General features: G+C 60.3%; 12 protein-coding genes. 2 read left to right on the forward strand and 10 right to left on the reverse strand.

The window, feature by feature from the left end:
• Positions 1-6: 6 nt before the first annotated feature.
• The 7 genes from LZ009_RS09290 to LZ009_RS09320 are packed head-to-tail and all read right to left on the reverse strand — an operon-like array spanning position 7 to position 7,967.
• The gene (locus LZ009_RS09290; protein ID WP_275697625.1) at positions 7-1,443 is read right to left on the reverse strand and encodes a site-specific integrase; all 1,437 of its coding nucleotides are present in this window, start codon (positions 1,441-1,443) and stop codon (positions 7-9) included.
• Entirely contained in the window at positions 1,440-1,967 is a 528-nt protein-coding gene (locus tag LZ009_RS09295; protein WP_275697626.1) for a hypothetical protein, read from the reverse strand. The genes LZ009_RS09290 and LZ009_RS09295 overlap by 4 nt, the downstream gene beginning before the upstream one ends.
• Positions 1,964-4,348 (reverse strand): site-specific integrase, encoded by a 2,385-nt coding sequence (locus tag LZ009_RS09300; protein WP_275697627.1) that lies wholly within the window; start codon positions 4,346-4,348, stop codon positions 1,964-1,966. The genes LZ009_RS09295 and LZ009_RS09300 overlap by 4 nt, the downstream gene beginning before the upstream one ends.
• Before the next feature lie 9 nt (positions 4,349-4,357).
• Positions 4,358-6,010 carry a hypothetical protein gene (locus LZ009_RS09305; protein ID WP_275697628.1) on the reverse strand — a complete coding sequence of 551 codons (1,653 nt, stop codon included), beginning with the start codon at positions 6,008-6,010 and terminating at the stop codon, positions 4,358-4,360.
• On the reverse strand, positions 6,007-6,846 hold the full coding sequence (locus LZ009_RS09310; RefSeq protein ID WP_275697629.1) for a hypothetical protein: 840 nt from the start codon (positions 6,844-6,846) through the stop codon (positions 6,007-6,009). Before LZ009_RS09310 ends, LZ009_RS09305 begins: the two co-directional genes overlap by 4 nt.
• Before the next feature lie 40 nt (positions 6,847-6,886).
• Positions 6,887-7,066, reverse strand: a complete 180-nt coding sequence (locus tag LZ009_RS09315; protein ID WP_275697630.1) for a hypothetical protein — start codon at positions 7,064-7,066, stop codon at positions 6,887-6,889.
• Between the two features lie 4 nt (positions 7,067-7,070).
• Positions 7,071-7,967 carry a DNA-binding protein gene (locus tag LZ009_RS09320; RefSeq protein ID WP_275697631.1) on the reverse strand — a complete coding sequence of 299 codons (897 nt, stop codon included), beginning with the start codon at positions 7,965-7,967 and terminating at the stop codon, positions 7,071-7,073.
• A 638-nt stretch (positions 7,968-8,605) separates the two neighbouring features.
• Between LZ009_RS09320 and LZ009_RS09325 the strand changes: the two genes are divergently transcribed.
• Positions 8,606-9,220 (forward strand): hypothetical protein, encoded by a 615-nt coding sequence (locus tag LZ009_RS09325; RefSeq protein WP_275697632.1) that lies wholly within the window; start codon positions 8,606-8,608, stop codon positions 9,218-9,220.
• 676 nt (positions 9,221-9,896) lie between these two features.
• On the opposite strand, the gene LZ009_RS09330 is transcribed toward LZ009_RS09325, so the two are convergent.
• From LZ009_RS09330 to LZ009_RS09340, 3 genes are all read right to left on the reverse strand, one after another.
• Positions 9,897-12,329: a tetratricopeptide repeat protein gene (locus LZ009_RS09330; protein ID WP_275697633.1), complete on the reverse strand. Its 2,433-nt coding sequence runs from the start codon at positions 12,327-12,329 to the stop codon at positions 9,897-9,899.
• A 915-nt stretch (positions 12,330-13,244) separates the two neighbouring features.
• Positions 13,245-14,177, reverse strand: coding sequence for a hypothetical protein (locus LZ009_RS09335; RefSeq protein WP_275697634.1), 933 nt, complete (start codon positions 14,175-14,177; stop codon positions 13,245-13,247).
• Positions 14,178-14,967: 790 nt separating this feature from the next.
• Positions 14,968-16,893, reverse strand: coding sequence for a hypothetical protein (locus LZ009_RS09340; RefSeq protein WP_275697635.1), 1,926 nt, complete (start codon positions 16,891-16,893; stop codon positions 14,968-14,970).
• Between the two features lie 887 nt (positions 16,894-17,780).
• On the opposite strand from LZ009_RS09340, the gene LZ009_RS09345 reads away from it, so the two are divergent.
• Entirely contained in the window at positions 17,781-18,647 is an 867-nt protein-coding gene (locus LZ009_RS09345) for a hypothetical protein (protein WP_275697636.1), read from the forward strand.
• Positions 18,648-18,652 lie beyond the last annotated feature (5 nt).

The following is an 18,652-nucleotide window of genomic DNA, read 5'->3' on the forward strand; positions in this document are numbered from 1 at the left end:
TGGTAGTCATGATACTTGAGCAGCCTGGCGCCCCCGTTTGGGAGCGTGGCGCCTTGGGCTCTTTTCCTTGCGAGCTGCTGCTGTTTGGGCCTGTACTTCGGCGAGTTCCTCTCGGGCCCGCCTGACCTGCTCCGTGGTGACCGCGAGGGCCTGCTTTCGCTCGGCAATCTGGGAGTCCATGGTGACGTACTCGTCGAGCCCGCGCACCTTGGAACGCTGCTTGCGCTTCGCGTCGATGTACGGCGCTACTGCTTCTGGACTACTGGAGCGCGCAGCCTCTGTGACCCTGAGCTCGACGTTGTGGTAGTTAATGGCGTGTTTCAGTCCGCCTGACTGGACGACGGCAATCTCCTCAGCCTCAGTTTCCGCGCCAGTGCGGCTATTGAGATACGTGGCACGCAAGCGGTGTCCGTGGCCATCAACACCCGCAGCATCGAACACCTTCCGCAGCAAGTTACTGACGCTGCGCTTGTTCAGAGCCTTGCCCGTCTTGTTCGACAGAAAAATCTCTGGCGGCTCCTTGTACTCTTCTCCGTACTTCTTCTTGAATCGCTTGACGATGTCAGCCCTGGTCCCGTGGATGTACTCACGGGTCTCCTGCAGCAGGTCCGGCAAGACGTCGACCGACTGCACCCTGCCGCCCTTGGTCACATCAAGGTCGACCGACTTCGTCAAGCCGTCGAACATCAACTTGTCAATTTCTCGCTCAGATGGAATGTTCTTGACCTTCAGGTTCACCCATTCGATGCGGCGCAAACCATCCAGGCGATACCAGCGAATCAAAAGCGTGTCGCGCTCGGCGGTCCCCCTTCCGAAGAGCCTTTGGACCTGGGTAAGCAGCTTCTCGATGTCGTCGTCGCTTGGGATGGGAAGCTGCTCTCTCCTGGTGTCCCTGGGCCGCAGCGCCGACACGACGCCATACTTGGCACGGGGCTTGTCGGGAAGCGTGCGGGCAAGTTTGCAGCTCAGTCTGGGCTTAAATTTTTCGTCATCCGTCAGTCCAGGTATACGCACGGAGTGTGTGACAAGTCCCTTGATTTCAAGCCAGCAGAAGCAATTGAAGACCGCATCGCAGCGGTCGCGCCGTGTGGAGGGCTTGTTGCCAGCGAGCTCCTGAGAAGCCAGCCACGCCTCCAGTTGCTCGTCGCAGAACCTGGGAAGCACCTGGCCTACTGTGGAAGCGCCAAGGAATAGCTGACCCACCACCGGCAGCTTGGCGTCTTGCGCAATCCGGCGCTCGATGAAGTTACAAAGATGCAGCAAGCGTTCGGCGATGGCGCCCACCGAACCCTCCCGAAGTCCTTCCCTCAAGAAAGTGTGTCGCAGGTAGTGGCAGAAGGGCTCGATGAAGCACGAGCTGGAATCGACAAGTTGCGGCAGAAGTGAGCGCGAAATCCCGTTGTGGATGAAGCTCTCGTCAGTGAACTCAATCCGGCATGTCAAGGCCGGTTCTCCTTGCCGGTGCCCTTGGCAGCAACGCCGCGGATAGGCGAGACCTTGTTGATTTTCGCGGCGAGAAGCGCATTGTCCTCGGTCAGGCTCTTGACCTTCTCGCGCAAGTTCGTCACCTCGATGCTGATGGCGACGTACTGGTTCACGTAGCTCTGGGCCTTCTTCAGCGACTTGTCCAATTGCTGTTGGAGCTGCGTAACTTCGTCTGTCTGAACCACCCTCTTGCGGCGCCCAGCCCTGAACTGCTTCAGGAGAGTTTGGACCTTCTCGCGCTCGTCAATCAGAGTGTCGTAAAGAATCGACCGCGCCACCTTCTTGAGCCCTTTCGTTTCATCCTCCCAGTTGCAAAAGTCCACCAGATAACCGTCATCAGGATACTCGCCCCACTTCTTGTCTTTGACGATTCTCTCGAGCTCGTTGAACTTGGCGTCGAAGTTGCTCTTGGCTCGCTCATGTTCAGTGACAGAGACATGAGTCTCAGGTAGCTGGGCAGCAATGTTGTGCTCAGCTCTCATGAAATGTCCTCCACGAGCTCCAGCTTCGCGACAATCCGCCTGGACGCTTGTCGCATCAGAGCAGGGGCACGTTCAGACTCGGCGACTTTCTTGTGAGAATCAAAGCAGCCACGCAGGTAGCGCTGGTGCGGCGTGAAGCGCAGAATTTTCGAGCACCCGCTGCAGGTCCCGGGGCTGGCGCGCTCCGTGCGCGGCGTCCCCGAGTCCTTGTTGCAGTCGGAACCACTCTCCTCGCCCGATGCTGTGGAGAAGCAGTAGCCCCAGAGAAAGGCTTCGATGTTCGCGCCAGACCGCTCCAGGAGGCGCCCGATGCGCGGAGCAGCTTTCTCTGCTGTCATCACATGGGTGAATCGCGCCATGCGCGCACAGAGGCGCTCGGCTGCCTTCAGCAGCCGCGGACGGCCGGCGAACTTGAGCTCACCCAGTGCTGCCCTGGACAGGATGAGGGCTGCTCGTTCGCGGTTGGCGACCGTGACGGGACGGCCGACGCGCTTTTCCGTGCAATAGCGGCGCGTCTGTTTACGGTTCCAATGGCGCAGGTGGAAGGACAGGGCATCAATGTCCCCGTAGTCATAGGCCCACACGTACATCACCGCGAAGAAACGCCTGAACTGGTGGGGCGCGAAGCACCACCTCGTTCCATCCTCCAGGGGCGGCACATCCACGAAAAAGCCGAAGTTGCGCAGGTCGTTGCGGATGGAAGTGATTGGCTCGCCCTTCGAGTTGACGCCGCGCACCTCGCCGCTGCCAGGCACTTTCACCTGCAGCAGGAAGTCCGTGCCACTCGCGGCGCGAGCCGACTTGCTCAAGCGCTCCAGCACCCGCACCGCCTTAACGACCAGGTCCGGGACCGGGATGTACGTGTAGTCCTGCAGGGTCTTGTGAATGAAAACTCGCAGCCAGTACTTCCCCGACTTGTCTTTCTCGATGCACCCGGCCTTCAGGCACCTGATTTCAGAAGCCCTGCGTGCCGTGAAGGCTGCAACGATGACAACGCAGGCGGTCTGCAGGAACACGAGAGCCGTGCGAAGACTCAGCCCGGAGCGCACTGCCACGCTTGCTTCCGCAAGGTCCGCCAGAGCATCCTCAGGTCTGGCTCTGCCTCGATGGATGATGGGGAAGGGAGACGCAGGGCCCTCCAGCTTGGGGGGGCGCGCCCGCACAATTTTGAGCAGGTCCCTTCGGTCCACCCCCTCATGTTTCTCGACCCACTTCATCAAGGCGAGTAGCGGCCGCGCGTAATCCATCACCCACCTTGCGGACCGCTCAATGAGAGTGATGGCCACCTTTACAGGCACAGTCGGGGTGCGACCCACGCGGCCCAATCCCAGCGACTTGATTTCAGCAGACAGGTCTCGGTGCCTGAACGGATGAAAGCAGATGTGGTCATCAAGGAACCGCCGGTGTGTGTACAGCAAGAGAAGCGGCAGCAACAGGTTGCTGACGCGCTGGGGGTTGACCAAGCCGTTACGCTTGCCGGCATTCTGATTCGGCGCGCCTTTGCCACGTGGCATGTCACCGACTTGCGCGGCAGCTCCAGCCTCCGCCTCAACCTTCTCCGCTTCTTCCTCCTCCTCCTCGTCCTCTTCTCTGTCTTCTTCCGCCAAAGCTTGCGTAACGGCCGCGTCGGCTTCAGAGCCTTCATCGTTCGCTGCCGGTGCGCTCAGCCCGGCGATGGATTCTGTGGCATCCTTCAGCGCCCTCGCGCGCTGCTTGGGGTCGCTGTAGAAACCGCACGCTACTTCCAGCTTCGAGAGGGCGTCCGCGATTTCGGACGTGATGTGCTGGGACCCTCCAAGTTGGTCGACGAACTCGCGCCGATTCAGCCTCACCTGAGAGTTAGCGGTGCGCCAAGGGAAGCAGTCAAGGCTTTTCGCAAGCCGCTCCTCCTGAGAATCCTCAGGGCTGAAGCCTGCCCTAGCCACCTTCTGCTCGATAAGACGCTGCAGCCGGCCTCGTGAATTCAGCAGCGCATGCGCACCTCTCACTGCGCCAGCCTTGAACTCCTCGACGTGCCTCATCTCGAGCTCTTCGAACTTTTCGATGTGCCTAGAGAGCATCCAGTAAATGAGCGTGAAGAGGCTCTGAGCGAGTGTGTACTGCGTCAGCGCGCCTCTTGCAGTGGCGAAGGGGCCTGTGCGGATGCCATAGACCAAGCGTTTGGCCGACTCAAGCAAGTGGCGATACTCGCCCAGCCTGCCAAACTCCCCCAGCGGAGCGTCCCAGTGGATGGTTATTGTCCGAGCGTCTCCAACGTCAAAGAGCTCCCAAATGAGGCTCCCGTAGTCAGAGAGCAGCCACTTCGGTTTGCGGCCTTTCTGGCGCGTGAGGGCAGCGGGAATTGCATCGCCGAAGGTGTGTTTTTGAAGTGCTTGTCCCATTGCGGCTTCTCAGTAAAGGGGGAACGGCTCGTACTCGTCCTGGCGCTTGGCGACGAGGTCTCTGGCTTGTGCAACGATGTCCGCGGTATCGCCTGTGGCGAGCTTCCGAAGCGCAACCTCGGTGAAGGCCAAAGTTGGCAGCCAACACTGCTCCCAGGCGTAGATGTCCTCTCCGGCGAGTTCATTCTGTTGACGATTGAGGTGCTGGTTCAGGTAGAGCAGGTCGGCCACGTTTTCAATAGTCGCGACGACCCAGTACACGCGGTTGTCTTCCGACGCTTCAGCAGATTCAGTTGCCTTCTGGACTCCAGCCATGGGGTCGAGACTCGCAATTCCGAGCCCTGTTCGCGCGCCTTCTGAGACCAGCCAGTCGAAGACCTGCTGGGACATCCCAAGCTTCACCGCAGCCTTGTCGATGGTGACCACGGCCATCGCCTGCAGCCGGTCCACATACTCCCGAATCATCTCGCTCCAGAGCAGCTCGTTGGTCCACTTTCCTGTGTAGTGGTCCAGCGTGGTTTCGTCATCCTCGTGGTCGGCACGCTCCTTGGCAGCCTGCAGCCCTGCCGGGTGGTGGTGGTGAACCGCCATGAGCACCGACACGCGGATGGACGAAGCGGTGAAGCGAAACTGCAGCCGCTCCCAGTGGCGCAGGACGAACTTATCTACTTGCTCCGCCAGCCGGTAGGCCTTGGCTGCACCTACGACGCCGCCGGTGTCCCACGTCAGGAGCAACCGACCAGCAACTTCATCGGTCGCCATCTCGCGCATCGCTGCCGACACCTGGATGTACTCCTGCAACCCCTGTATGGACGACAGCTTCTGGCCAGGCTCCGGCTCGATGTTGAGATAGTCTCGGATTTGCTTGCCGCCAGCCCTTCGCTTGGGACCAAACTTCACAAGCTGCTGGCCCTTGCTGTCCAACTCCCCGAAGCAACTGAACGGGGTCTCGCGCACAACCTCGACGTTGGCGCCGGAATCGACCAGGAGCATCAGATACAGGCCCGTGACGAACCGGATATGGGGGTGCAGATACGCTTGCAGCGTCGGTCGTCCTCCATACCTCTTGGTAAGCCAGTCATGCCGGCCAGTGTTGCTTCCCACGCCTAACACTCGGCCGCCGTTCTCAGCGAACATGAACTTGACGGCGTTGGCCAACGCGACTTCAGGTGTTGAGAGAGTGAACAGCTGGTTGAAGCTCCTTTGCCTCTCGCCAGCCGTGGTGCTGAGTTCATCGAAGTGCGCGAGGATTTCTGCCGGCGTAAGCCCTTGCGAGGCAACCAGGACCTGCCCTTTGCGCCAGTGGTCTCTCCATGCCAAGCAGTCCGCCTCGGCGCACTCGCGAATGGCCGCAAGGCGTCGGTCGTTGAGCTCGATGGCTGCCTTTGCGAGCTCGGACGACGTCATTGCCGCCACGGCTTTGGCTCCGACGTCCTGACACAGCGCCTGGATGAACTGCCTGGCCTGGGGTTTGTCCGACTTCTCGAACTTAGTGACCAAGCTTTTGACGGCCCCCTCCACCAACTCTGGCGTGAACAGTTGGGCGAGCGACTTCCTCGGTGCGGCCAGAGCTTGTCGATGCGAGCCTTTGAAGCCTGGTAGGTCTACGGAAACCACAAGGTCGTTCTGCGCTAGATGCATCCAAATCTTGCGCGCCCTCAACACCTCGTTGTCCGCCGTCGCCAGTTTCCGGTCCCCCCCCCGCGCGCGCCCTTCTCACGCTCAAGCTCACGCCATTCGTGGAGCAGCGCCTCCCACTCGTCCTGCGAGATTGCATCCGCGGGGCCGCTACTTAACTGGGAAAAGAGGCTGGCATGACGCCCGCTCTCTTTCTCCTGAAGCATGTACGCAAGGAGCTTGCGAGCTGTCTCGCGGTAGTCCTCAATCGTGTCTTCGACTCCGGCATCTGCCGCCAGCTCCGATGCGAGCTTGACGTAGCCCTCCACGAAGGGCTCACCCAGGGCGAGGTAGGGGCGCCCGTCCAGCACACTTCGTCCAGTCAGGCCGACATAGCGTGGAAGCGGCAGTGCAGGGTCCGGCTTCTTACCGCTGCGCCGCTGCTTCTTTGGTTTGCGTGCCATAAGGGCACCGAGTGACACCCCAGGCGGAATAACACCGCGGGCGGCAAGTAACCGCACGACAAAGTCGCGGAACGCGAATTGCACCGTACCCCTGGTGAAACCACGACTTTTGGCGACCCAGGCCTTGTACTCCTCGGTGAACGCTGTCCACTGCGCCCCGGTCCCCTGCCAAGCCCAACCAGGTGTAGCTGCCGTCTCGCGCTGCACGAAATCGCGCATCTGCTCCATCACTTCACAGAACGGCCGCACCCACCGGTGCAGCCAATCAGGCGTGCGGATGCCGGCCTCTTTGGTGCGAATCACCGCGCAGCCGGCCAGCAGGAAGTCATCCCCCAGCACTGCCGCACAGCATCGGACCTCGTACGTGCCCATGTGCGTCTTCGCAAGCAACAGCGGGTCACACGCTTCGCGCAGCACGCGCTCCTGATACACACGAGAGCTTACCGAGCCACCCATGTCACAACCCGCTAACCGTTCGCATCGCCATGTCAGAAAGCATCACCCCCTCTTCACCGACTGAATTGGTCAGACTGAGTTCTTGCGCAAACGGCTGGTCATTGACGTTGCCGCGAAGCCGAACGTCGGCGCCAATCCGGACGTCTTCTTCTACCAGCGTGCCGACGGCGAGATGGTCCAAAGCATCACTTGGCATCAGTCGCCTGAAGACCCGGCGTGTTGTCCAAGACTTTCCGCAACAGCTGCTGGCCGGTAACTTCTGCGCGGGTCCGCGCATCCTGTGCATCCTTTAGACGCTCAGCCAAGCCGATTCGCTGCGCCTCCGAGGCGGCTAGCCTGCCTCTCGTTTCCTCCAATTCGGTGTGCAGCTTCTCCACCTTGGCTGCCGCGTGCTCGAGGCGGCCTTCGATTTGTCGCCCGGCATCAGCTCGCGAGTGCAGCGCGATGCATTCGTGCGTCTTGGCTTCCAGCTGCTGCCTGAGCTCCGCTTCCACACGAAGGGCGTCGGCGACCTCGTTTCTAGTCCGCTCTCCAAGTGCCTCTAGCCGGCCGGCGCGTTCCTCTAACTCCCGGAGCTGGTCTCTGGCTATCGCAAGAGCCTGCCTGGCGCTTTTTGCTTCCGAGTGGACGGCATCCAGCTGCTTGGCAAGCGACTCGTTCTGGGAGCGAAGCGCTTCGGTGATGCCGGACTGCTCTACCGCCGAGACTTGCAATGCCGCAACTCGCGATTCGGCCTCGGCCTTCGCAGCGCGGAATGCCTCGTTCTCCGCAACGACCACATCGAGCGAAGCTCCAAGGTCAGCTAGTTCTGCGGACAGCTGCGACGTGCGCTCTTGTACAACTCTCTCGATGTCGCGCGCCAGTTCCCGAAGAACAAGCGCCGACAACGGCGGTGTATCTCCAGGTTCCGCGGCTTTGCGAGTACGTTCAACCGCCCGGTAGTGCTCGCACAGTGTCGTGCGGGAGCCTCTGAAGGCTAGCTCCTCATGCACTTTTCGGGTGGAAATCGGCTTTCCTGCGGCTTCGAGATTCTCGTACGCTCCTTTGACTTCTTCGAATGTGAGCTGGCCGGGTCGGGTCATGCGCCGCGAGCATGACTGAACATGGCCGCTAGCGCCGGTTCCGGTTTAGCAGCTATCGGTTTTTCTTGCACAGTTCTCGAAATCTGTGTAAGCGAACCGGGCATCGGAGTCGGGAGCCGGGGCGCGTAGGAGCGAGCGCGGAAAGAGCGCGACGAGCGCGACTGAATTCTGGCCCAGACTCGTGCTTTCGAGGCACGCTCACCATAGCGCCTCCGATTCAGTGAGGTCCCAAGCGCCTGAGCCGGCAGCGTGTCATCCCTATTGCGCGATGTCGCATACCGTAACGCCGTAACGCCGTAACGCCGTACCACCGTAACACCGTACCATACCGTGCCGCGTACCACTACTGGTCGTCGCTGGTGAGCTGCTCGCTTCTAGGCCAACCGCCGCAGGCGCTGGGACCGAGCCGTGGCTCTCAGGAGTGGAGGCGGCGCTCGGCCGATGCTCCGGGATGGCGTCCGCGGAGGGCTCTCAACTTCATCTATCTCGGTCTACGTGGCGCCTGGTCCCAAGGACCTGGTCGTCCCCGCGTTTCTGAATTGGACCAGCTACTTTCCGTAGGGGCTCGTACTGCAAGAAGATGCTTGTCGGGAGCGTTCGGGCACTCCGGACGTTACAGATGACAGTTTCGGCTGGCAGTGGTTCGGGCTTCGGACTGGGAGGACGCAGAAACCTGGGCGAAGGTCTTTCCCCTCGCCGACAAATTCCTGACCGCAATCTTCTTCGACCAGTTCGCGCAGGTCGATGCGATTTGGGGGAACGACTTCTTCAGTCGCCTTGAACCTCGGCCAGTATTCGCGCTGGTAGCGCCCAAGAGAAGCGGTCCCGCGCGCCTCGAGAAGCCGGGGCGTCGACTTCTGCAGACCTCCTATGCGCTGCACCACTGGGCGCGGTACCGAACTTGGCCTGCTAAGCCGCCGCGCCCCGGGGAGCTGGCAGACGCCTTGGGCATGCGCCCGGAAGACGCTAGCAACTTGTTCGACGGCACGACGAAGCTCAGTTTTCAGCACTTCGAAAACCGCTGGGGTCATTTCGCTACCCATTTCGGTCTCAAGCACGGCGTAACTTTTCCCGCGCCACTCGCTGCCGTTGCAATCTACTGGCAAAACACCCTGGTCTCAGTGACTCCTGAGCACAAGCTGAGGTCATTCATAATCTTGGACTCGGGCTACGACCAACTTTGGCGCTGGCGACGGGATGGCCTGGCCGCCCAAAGCACGGGGACCGAGCCCTGGGCGAGCTGGATGGGATGATTAGTCCTGCTCTTGCTGGCGCTCCTCCCAGTCGTTTGGACGCCCCGTCTTCGCCCCGAGAGCGCCAGTACTCGTCGTTATTGGGGTTCAGCTGATTCGAGTGGCTGTCGTTGTCATGCTGTTCTTGCGCGGGGGTGCGGCTCATTTGGCAGACTTCCCGCGTGAGGCTTGCGCCAAGTGGCGCTGCATACGCCCGATGTAGCTTCCTTTAGGAACTGCGCCGCCGCCGTTGCGAGCAACGCCCCCTGCATGCGCTGCAAGTCTGTTTGGCTGAGAAGATGGCGCCCTGGCGCCCGAGGCTTGGTGGGAGACACTGATTCCGTGGTGAACATGGCCACGTCGGCCACAAACAGAAGTTGCAGGCGCCTCAGACATGCCGCTCCTCCAGGATTTTTCACTTTCGCGGCCGATGATTGCACGTGACTGGCATCTAGCGAAGCCGGCTGCCCGTCGTGCCCTCGAACAACAGCCCAATAACCATAGAGCCATCGTTCGCGACCTTTTTTGATGCACTGCACCAGTTCAGAGTACGCTGAACAATCTCCTGCACGGCAACGAGCCGGGCCTCCGCTCTGCCAGACCCCCAGCCGCTGGCTCTTAGGTATTCGTGAATAGGGAGCTCTCGCCCAAGGTGCACCTTAGCTGAAGCTGCGACAATCGCGCCCTAGACAACCGCTTAGCTACCACGTTTACGGACGTCCAATACGGTTCTAGCCGCTTCAAGGCCCTGGTTGGCGACGTTGAAGTCAACCGGCGCGCTCTGAAGTGTGATTTCCTTCAGCGCTTCCTGATACGCTTGTATGGCTTGTTCTAGCCGCGCGGTTCCCGGCTCGCGCTCGGCGAGCGCAAGGAATGTCCGGGCCAAATTGTGCTGCGTTGATGCCCACTCCAGCGGAAGGCGTTCGCGGGTACGTTCCTTCAAAGTATTTTCGTACGCTTGGACGGCTTGTTGAAGTCGGACGGTGCTCGATTCGCGCTCGCCGAGGCTTTGAAGCACAGTGCCTATATTGTGCTGCGTCTCCGCCCATTGGAGCGGCACCCGCAGGCGAGTGCGTTCCTTCAACGCATTCTGATATGCCAGTACCGCCCGCTCTAATCGGGCCGTTCCCGGCTCGGCCTCTCCGAGGTCGGCGAGCACGTTCCCAAGGTTGTTCTGCATGGTTGCCCATTCCAGAGGTTTGCGTTCGCGATTGGTTTCTTTCAGTGCTTGCTGGTATGCAACAACCGCATGCTCGAGTCGCGACGTGTCCGACTCAAGCCTACCGAGAGCCGCAAAGGCCAAGGCAAGATTGTTTTGAGTCTGTGCCCAATCCAACGGGACGCGCTTGCGCGTGCGTTCTTTCAACGCTTCTTCATAGCAAGCAACAGCTCGTAGCAGGTGTGCCTTGCTAGGCTCGCGTTCCCCGATTTCCGCTAGCACATTTCCCAGGTTATTCTGCGTAGTCGCCCACTCAAGAGGCATCCGCTCACGGTTAAAGACACTGAGCGTCTCCTGATATGCACTTATCGCCTGCTCCAGTAGCGCCTTGCTCGATTCTCGCTTACCAAGCGCCAGAAGCGCGCCAGCCAGGTTGTTCTTGGTGCGCGCCCACAACAAAGGCACGCGTTCACGTGTGCGAGCTTTTAGCGCCTGCTCGTATGCCATGACGGCGTGCCGCAAGCGACCCCATCCCGGCTGGTTTTCGCCGAGGTACAGAAATGCGTTTCCCAGGTTGTATAGCGTCTCAGCCCAGTCCATGGGGACCCGCTCGTAAGTACGTTCGTTAAGTGCCGCTTGGTACGCTTCAATCGCCTGCTCAAGCCGCGCCTTGCTCCCCTCGCGTTCGCCCAGCTCCGCAAGCGCCGTACCTAAGTGGCTCTGAATCTCCGCCCACACTAATGGTGCGCGCTCGCGGGTGCCTTCCTGCAAGGCTTCTTGGTACACGAGCACAGCCTCCTCCAGCCGCGCCGTGCCCATCTCGTGTTTAGCTATGGCCGAGAGCGCGAGTGCCACATTGTTCTGAGTGCGGGCCCACCGCAGCGGCATTTCCCTGCGCTTGTATTCTTTTAGCGCCTCACTGAACGCCGCTGCCGCTTGCTCAGGCACGGCCTTTTGTGCACCGCGGTTGCCCAGTGCCAGGAGAGCTGCACCGAGGTTGTTATTCGTCGCTGCCCAATTAAGTGGAGCGCGCTCACGACTCAGCTCCTTCAGCGCCTCGCGGAACATGTCTACGGCCTCGCTCAGCGTGCGTTCATCATCGCCTTGAGCACCCGGAGCAGGTTCGTCCTCGCGCTGCGTCGCGACAATTGTTAGTGCACTGGCTAGAATGGCCTGGATGGATGCCCTATGCGGCGCACTCAGGGTCTTGTTGGAAATCAGCTGACGAATACGCCCTATGAACGGTATGAGTTGATTAGGTGCAACGGTATTGGAACTTCGTGGGATATAAGCTTCCAATTGGCTCCACGCCAAAAGACTCAGCACATCCGCCATATCAGTCCAGAATAACTCAGGCAGGTCATAGTTCGCCTCGGATAGCCGATACTTTCCGGAAGGCTTTGCGGGAGTCGCGTCGGAGTCGATGGTCCAGTGCAAGCGCATCGGGACGCCGGCCTTGCTGTCGAGAACTTGGCCCCAAATCATCACATTAGCGTTTGTCTCTTTGAGCAGGCGGCGTGCGCGTTCATGGCCTGCCTTGATAGCTTCCTGCGGCATTCCATCAGCGGTAATTGCAATACTGCGGTCTATCAGGAGAAGTTGCACCTCATCGCTCCCAAAGTGGCCAACCAGCGCATCACTGATGAGAACCCGCTGCGTTCCGTCCTTATCGTTCTCCAGCTTAGGTATTACGATGGCAAAACGGTCGCCTCGCGCTCGCGGAAGGGTGCGGAGTTCATCTGCCTGCGTGAGGACCCAGCGAACACCCGGGAGTGTTGTTGCCTTATCCCATTCTGCCCATAGCGCAACCGCTACAGAAAGAACGGCTGCGAGCGGCCATCCGAGCCTCAAGTTAATGAAGCGGAAGACCTGCCGGAGCAGGATGTGCCTCGGGTCGTCGTCGACTTTGAAGTCCGCGCCACTGGGAGGCCGCTTTAACCTTTCACTAGGTTTCCTAAACGGCTTGAGCATCGGATTTGCCCTCCCGCCTGACAAGCATAGTTGCTTCGGCCGCGGCCGCAAGCACCAACTTCGCGGCGAGTAGTCAGGTCGTCCCCCTGTCGCGCCCTCTGACCTGCTGCTCAGCTGCGGCGCTTTTCCACTTGTGCGCCGGGAATTGCCTGCAGTTCGACGCCTGCCTGCAGCTGGCGCACTAGCGCGACCTGGAGTTGTTCACAGCCGCCGGTTGACGCAGCGGAGGGGGAGGCGAACTCCACTCCCCCAATTAAGTCATGCCGGGGGAAGGAGCAACTGCGGCAAGCACTGGGCATGCGGCCGCTGGATGCCTCGCATCCGCTGCCTAGCGTCGTCTCGGTTGCCAAAGAGCGCAACCAGCATCCCAGCCATCGTCACGAGTGCATTCGACTACCGCAGGAGCTGCTCCACCAGATAATCGGGAAAACCTGTCGCCTGCCTGGTCAGGGCGTGGATTCCGTATTCCGCAGGGCGTGGGTTCGCAACTCGGAGCACTCTTCTATGCGCTCGGTGAGCTGTGCCCGCGCTGGATGCGACCGGCCAGGGTCGGTGCGCGATGCCATGCACCCCCCCCTAATCGTGCGCATCCTGAAGCACCTCGCAGTCCAGGTCAACCGAACAAACAGTGAGCCGCCGGAGTTTCGCCCTACGTCCACGATTTCGACCCTGAATGCTGCTCGGCCGTGAGGTCTCGGGTGCTCGGTGAGCGCCATCCAGATGTGAAGCGCTGCAAGGTGGCCCTCCTGATGTCTAACCTATTCGCCGTCGGGCGTTGAGATGCGGGGGACGGCCGTTGCCGTAGTGGGGTTGTGGTTCAAGTCCGCGCTCAAGTCTGAAGCGGACACGTACGGGGCCTGCTGTCCGTACTCTGGCGTGCTCCATGCTGCAGCACCCGCCCACCATTAGCCGCGTCTACTCACGCTCCCGCGGGGTCTTCCATCGCTTGAGCAGTTCCAAGGGGTCCGCGCCGCCAACAAGCGCTCTTGCCTGCTCAAGCCGCCCAAGCACCTGCAGTCGGTCTTCGTCTGCGAGGTCTTGAGCTTGGCGGACCACCGCTGCGAACCAGTCCTGAATCCGCCTGGCACGTTCCCACGCGTCGATTGCAGCGAGGAGGTCGCTCGTCGCATCCTGACGGAGCTTGGCTTGCCTGCGGCGTTCCTCTTCTTCGCGTCGCAGCCTACTTTCCTCCGCCCATTGTCTACGCTGGGCCTCGGCACGTGCCTCGGCTTCTACGACCTGGCTAACGAGAAAGGGAGCGGCGGCCTCCAACTCCTGAACGACCACAGGTACAAGCGACACCAGCTCCTTCGCGGTTACCGCGCGCCATTGTCTCGTCCATGCAACCATCTGATGCGGGCAGTAAGCCTGCAGGCGAAACCGGCCCGTGGCGCCCTCTTGCTTTGTTCTCCAATGATGGGGGCCTTGGTAGCGCCGCAGTTCCGCCGCGCTAAGGTCCCGAACAGGAACGTACTTGCCGTGGTCATAAACGGTTTCGATTTCCTCAGTCGTCTCAAACAACGTCAGGCCGATGGGCACGTTTCCGACGTAGACCACTGTTATTCGGTCGGGGGACCAAATTCCGTAGTAGTAGTGGTTCTTGCTTGGGACTTCGCGCACGTCAAACTGCGCACGCCTCATCCGCGCGTCTGGTGGCGAGAGCGTCACACGGTGCCCTTTCGCATCCAAGCCGAGGAATAGGTCGTTGGCGATGCTCAGAGCCGCGTCGAGTCGCTTCTCTGATACGACAATGTCGGCAAGCAGGCGCTTGTACGGCCGCAACAGCTCCGCCTCCGTCTTTCGCGTCTTCAGGAAGTGAGGCTTGGCACCGACAAGGAGCTCGTGCATCTTTTTCACTGGCTTGCGCGGGGGCTGGACGACGTGGCCACCCTCTTCGCTCGCGTCGGACCCGCGGTTCAGGATGGCAGTTTGGTTAGGGCGCATAGGTGCGCGCCGCGGTTGAGAGAGCGAGCGTCCTGGAGTCCACATGTTCACGTCGCCTGGCCTCGCAGGTGGCAACGGTGGCCTATCGCACGGCGCCTTGCCGAACTCACGTTGAGCCCAATAGCCGCGGGCCGGCCGCGGGACACGTAAGTCCTTGCAGACGCGAGCCATGTAGGTGGAGGACAGACCGAAGCGCTCGCCGACTCGGAGCATTGGCTCAGACCATACGAGCTCGTACAACCGCTCCCGAGTGACAGGCCTCTGGTTGCTCTTGGCGGAATCACTATCGGTCTCGCGCGACAGGTCAGACTCGGACATTACCCAGACTCTTCGATGCGTACTGCGGCAGCCAGTCCACCGCAGATAAGTCAGTATCGCAACTGGTAAGGAGTCACCTGTCGGTTGCCGCACCGCCCTAGCCGTTGCGCCTGGAGGTTACCAGCCACCCAGCTGCTGCAAGCCTTGCTGGATGTGCGGACGCATCTTCCAGACCCACTGGTCCTCGCCCACGCCGCGCTGGTCCTCACCGAAGGCAATGGCGCAGGTCATAACGGGGGTTCCGTCGCCGCGGCGCGGCAGGCCTTCAGGCATTTCCGCCCACAGCATTGCACCCAATGGACCGCACTGCAAGTTGGCCGCTGACGCCACGCTGAATCGTCTCTCTGTGGCTGTCTGCGCTCGTTGGATTGTCCCCTTATTGAGTGCCTCTGCCCCGAGCAGGCTCGACTGTTAGCACGATGGTCGACCCTTGTGCTGTCCCATCGGCGAGCGTTTCAATCTGCACCGCACGCGCCGGGCTGAGATTCCCGAGGGCCATGGTGACAACGCCGCTACTGGCCACGGTGAATGACTTCGTCTTTGGAGCGAACTCCGCCTTCGGGTCGATGGAGCGCACATCCGCGCCGGTCACGCGCAGGGTTATAGGCGCCTTCAATTCGCCCACCATAAGGGTCAGCCGTGCATTTCCTCCGCCATCCGCCACGAGAAGGCTGCTAGTGGTCGAGACCGGATTGCTGGTGCCCTTTTCTTCGTCCTGCAGATACTTGACGGTCTTGAACTCGGCTACACCCGTGTCCTGGGGCTTAGGAGCTGAGCTCGACGAAGTGGGACTCGGGTCCGGCGTCAGCCTGGGCTCTCCGTACACTCTCAACTGCTTGTCCTGGGAGGATGGGATGGCGTCGGCTGTCTCCTTGGGCTTTGGCGTGGTGTAGACGAGTTCAATACGTGGCGGAACTAGCTTGGCGGGCTCCTTGGTCTCCGTATCCGGCTTGGCCTTGGCCTGGGCTTTGGACTTGGTCGAAGCCGTATTTTTAGCTCGGTCCGGGGGCGGAGTGACGGGCTTTAATTTGACCTCGTTGTCTGCCAAGGACGGAAACGTAAGGGTCACTGCACCGTCAGCATCGACAGCCACTTGCGTGGAAAGAAGCACCAGGTCGTCGAGGTCCGGCGTGCTCAAATGAAGCTTGGCGCTCAGCTTTTTCGGGTCCAAATTTTTGCCCCCACGGATAGTTGTGCTGGTCGACTTCTTATCGTCCCTCAGTACGACAAGTTGCTGGACTGGCGGCAACTGGGGCGGCTTGTAGGGAGTGAGTTGAACCAGGAATTTCGCGAAACGCGATTCACTTTGCAGGTTCACGAGCCCCGCAAGCACCCGTTTGAGCTGCGCCTCCTGCGAGGGCGATAACTCAGTGAATTTCTCGCCACCGTCTCCTACGGATGTGGAGGGCTGAGCCGGCAGGCCCTTAAGCGACGCGAAATTGGCCTTCGCGCGCTCGTACACAGTCTCGGCCGCCCCTTTGAGCGCGGATAGGCTCTTGCCCTTATCTGGAAGCGCCTCTGGCTTCTCCCTCAAGCACTTGCCGATATAGAGGTAATCAGCGCGGTCAGCGGCGCGAAGCAATTCCAGCGGACCATCGGGGCGGTCATGGGTATCGCAGTTGCTCTCCAACTGGAAGCCGTATGCGGTAATGAGATTACGAACCTCGCCTGCGAGCTCCTGACGCCGGCCGGACTTCGGAAGCAGCGCAACCCCAGTATCCACATCGACAAAGGAGGAGCGCGTTATAACGGACAGCTTCTCGATATACGACTTCTCATTTGCCTTAGTGAACACGACCAACGACACGTTATGCGTGCGAGGAACCAGAGCCAGCCTGGTGCTCCCCTGGGCTTGTGCCCCCAAGCGAACTCGAACGGTATGGTCACTGACTCTACCCAGGGTGACCAAGCTGTTTCTGTCTGAGCCGAGAATCGATTCCAACCTATCGCTGCCGCCGCCAAGCCCAAGGCTTACACCGGCATTGGCAACAATACCCGAGAGCTGAAGAGCAGCTTGGCGAATCACCTCGAGGCTTCGGCCCACGCTAGCGGACTCCATCGCATCAGTGATGATTAGCGGGTAGACCATGACCGGCGGAAGCGCTTGGGGGTCTGAATTCACGTCCGCTGCAGCGTTCATCGCATCGGACCAACTGCCAGGAAACAGCGTCACATCCACGAACGTGTCATAGGGAAGATTGCGCCCGTTCGGCTGCAGGTTTACTTGCAGGGTCACCAAGTGAGCCTGGTAGCCGAGAGGCAGCACCCCGCCCGTAATTTGGTTGTCCAGAATCTTGGCCATCTGGTACACGCCCGTTCCCGCCGTGAGGAGCGTCGAAGCGTCGATTCCGGCAGGTACCGCAGGGGTCTTTGACAGGTCCGCGGCTAGCGCCGTGTCCGAAATCGACGAAGCTGGGGTGCCGGAAGACGTCGGGACCGAACCGGTAGTCTTCTGAAGCGACCCGGTGGTACTGGACGTTCCGTCCGCAGCGGTCGTAGTGGTACTGGTCGCCGTTCGCAGAGGCAGCGAGACGGCCAACCCCGCAGAAAACAGTGAGAGGAACTGATTGACCTGAGCCTGAGTCGTGACGGCCGCCAGGTTGCGAGCATCCGTCGTACTTAAATTGTGCTGAGGCTGCAGCTTCTCCGAGAGCAGCGTCCAAGGTATGGCTGGATAAGCAGCGACGTAGACATTTCCGACATCTTCGGAGAACTCGACTCGGCGCTCGGTCGTGAGTGGCCGCATCGCCTCGCAAGACGCCAATGCGGCACACACGCTGACGATGACGGTCGACCTCAGGACCGTACGGGAGATTACACGACGCACGTTTGTTCCTCTCGTTTTTCGTTGGCTGCCAGCTACTCAAACGCCAGCTCTTTGCGAAGTAGGCGCCCTATTGCACCGGGTTGGCTGGCTTCAATTACCAGTACAGCGAAAACATGTCGCAACCGGCGTCACACGATGCCACATCAATACAGGCGTTGACACCATCCCTTTTGGTGATTAAGCAGTTTGCTTAAATCTAGATGTTTCAACCATTCTGATGACGACAGGCCCCGCGAACGCTGCCAGTGTCATATCGGTGGGGCTGTGTGAATCGTTGCACTAGATGCCCTAGTTCAGCGGCTCATTGAGTTCGCCCTGCGGGGCAGGCTGCAACCGCCCGACATACGCGAAGAGGTGCGAGCATGGCATTAGATGAAGGCGAACAAGCCCAGGTGCAGCAACTAATCGATGAACGACTAAAAGACGTGGTCGACAAGCGCGTGCCACGCCTGGTGAAGCTCGAACAGTTCATGCACCCCTTTATCCTAATTGGCACACTGCTGGTAGCCGTGCCCGGATGCATGTATGGCCTGTACGCGTTCGCCCAGCACTACGCCGAAGAGAAGATGAAGACCATGGCAAGCGACGAGAAAGGTCCGCTGGCCAATCTAAATCAGTTCTCTTCCCAATTGAGAGAGACGCTCTCCAAGGAGGTGGATTCTGCGACCTTCAAGTTGCTTCGGTACGGATGCACTGTCGAGGACTCCGAAGCAGCGCCGAATTTCGACACATGCGCCGCGCTGAATTCCCCGGCGGCGCTTCAGGCGCAGTTTGCTGGAACGGAGGACTCACAGACGATTTCGTTCGCTGCCAGCCCTCGCCAGAACGTGAAGCTGACACTGATGCTGCGGCCGGTTGATGTGCAGACGAAGCTCAAACGAGTGGGCCTGCGCCTGTTTTGGCTGCCTCTTGATGTCAAAAATCCCCGCAATGCAGCGGGACGGCCGATTGAACTGAACGATGAAGTGGTGAGCCGGTCCGAGGACAGGGACTTCCGAGTCGCCGACTCAAAGGGCCCCATCCTGCAGCTGTACGGCCTCAAACGAGGAATTGAGGACCAGACGCTTGAAGTTGAGTTAAACCTGACGCCGGCGCTCGACGCGTTCAACAGCAACCTTCATCAAATAAAGGTGCTCACCGTTCCTCGGCCCGGCTCCGAACAGCAACTCGATGGGACAGAGCGATTCTTCCTGCGTGCCGTCGTATCTGTGAACCACCGAATCCACTGAGGTGC

This window comes from Ramlibacter paludis (genome assembly GCF_022012305.1).
Classification (GTDB): Bacteria; Pseudomonadota; Gammaproteobacteria; order Burkholderiales; family Burkholderiaceae_C; genus Ramlibacter; species Ramlibacter paludis.

Excerpts from the sequence above, each read along its gene's own strand:
- LZ009_RS09340 (WP_275697635.1), bottom strand. The coding sequence starts at position 16,893 with ATGGCCAAGATTCTGGACAACCAAATTACGGGCGGGGTGCTGCCTCTC.
- LZ009_RS09300 (WP_275697627.1), bottom strand. The coding sequence starts at position 4,348 with ATGGGACAAGCACTTCAAAAACACACCTTCGGCGATGCAATTCCCGCT.
- LZ009_RS09295 (WP_275697626.1), bottom strand. The coding sequence starts at position 1,967 with ATGAGAGCTGAGCACAACATTGCTGCCCAGCTACCTGAGACTCATGTC.
- LZ009_RS09335 (WP_275697634.1), bottom strand. The coding sequence starts at position 14,177 with ATGCACGAGCTCCTTGTCGGTGCCAAGCCTCACTTCCTGAAGACGCGA.
- LZ009_RS09345 (WP_275697636.1), top strand. The coding sequence starts at position 17,781 with ATGGCATTAGATGAAGGCGAACAAGCCCAGGTGCAGCAACTAATCGAT.
- LZ009_RS09320 (WP_275697631.1), bottom strand. The coding sequence starts at position 7,967 with ATGACCCGACCCGGCCAGCTCACATTCGAAGAAGTCAAAGGAGCGTAC.
- LZ009_RS09330 (WP_275697633.1), bottom strand. The coding sequence starts at position 12,329 with ATGCTCAAGCCGTTTAGGAAACCTAGTGAAAGGTTAAAGCGGCCTCCC.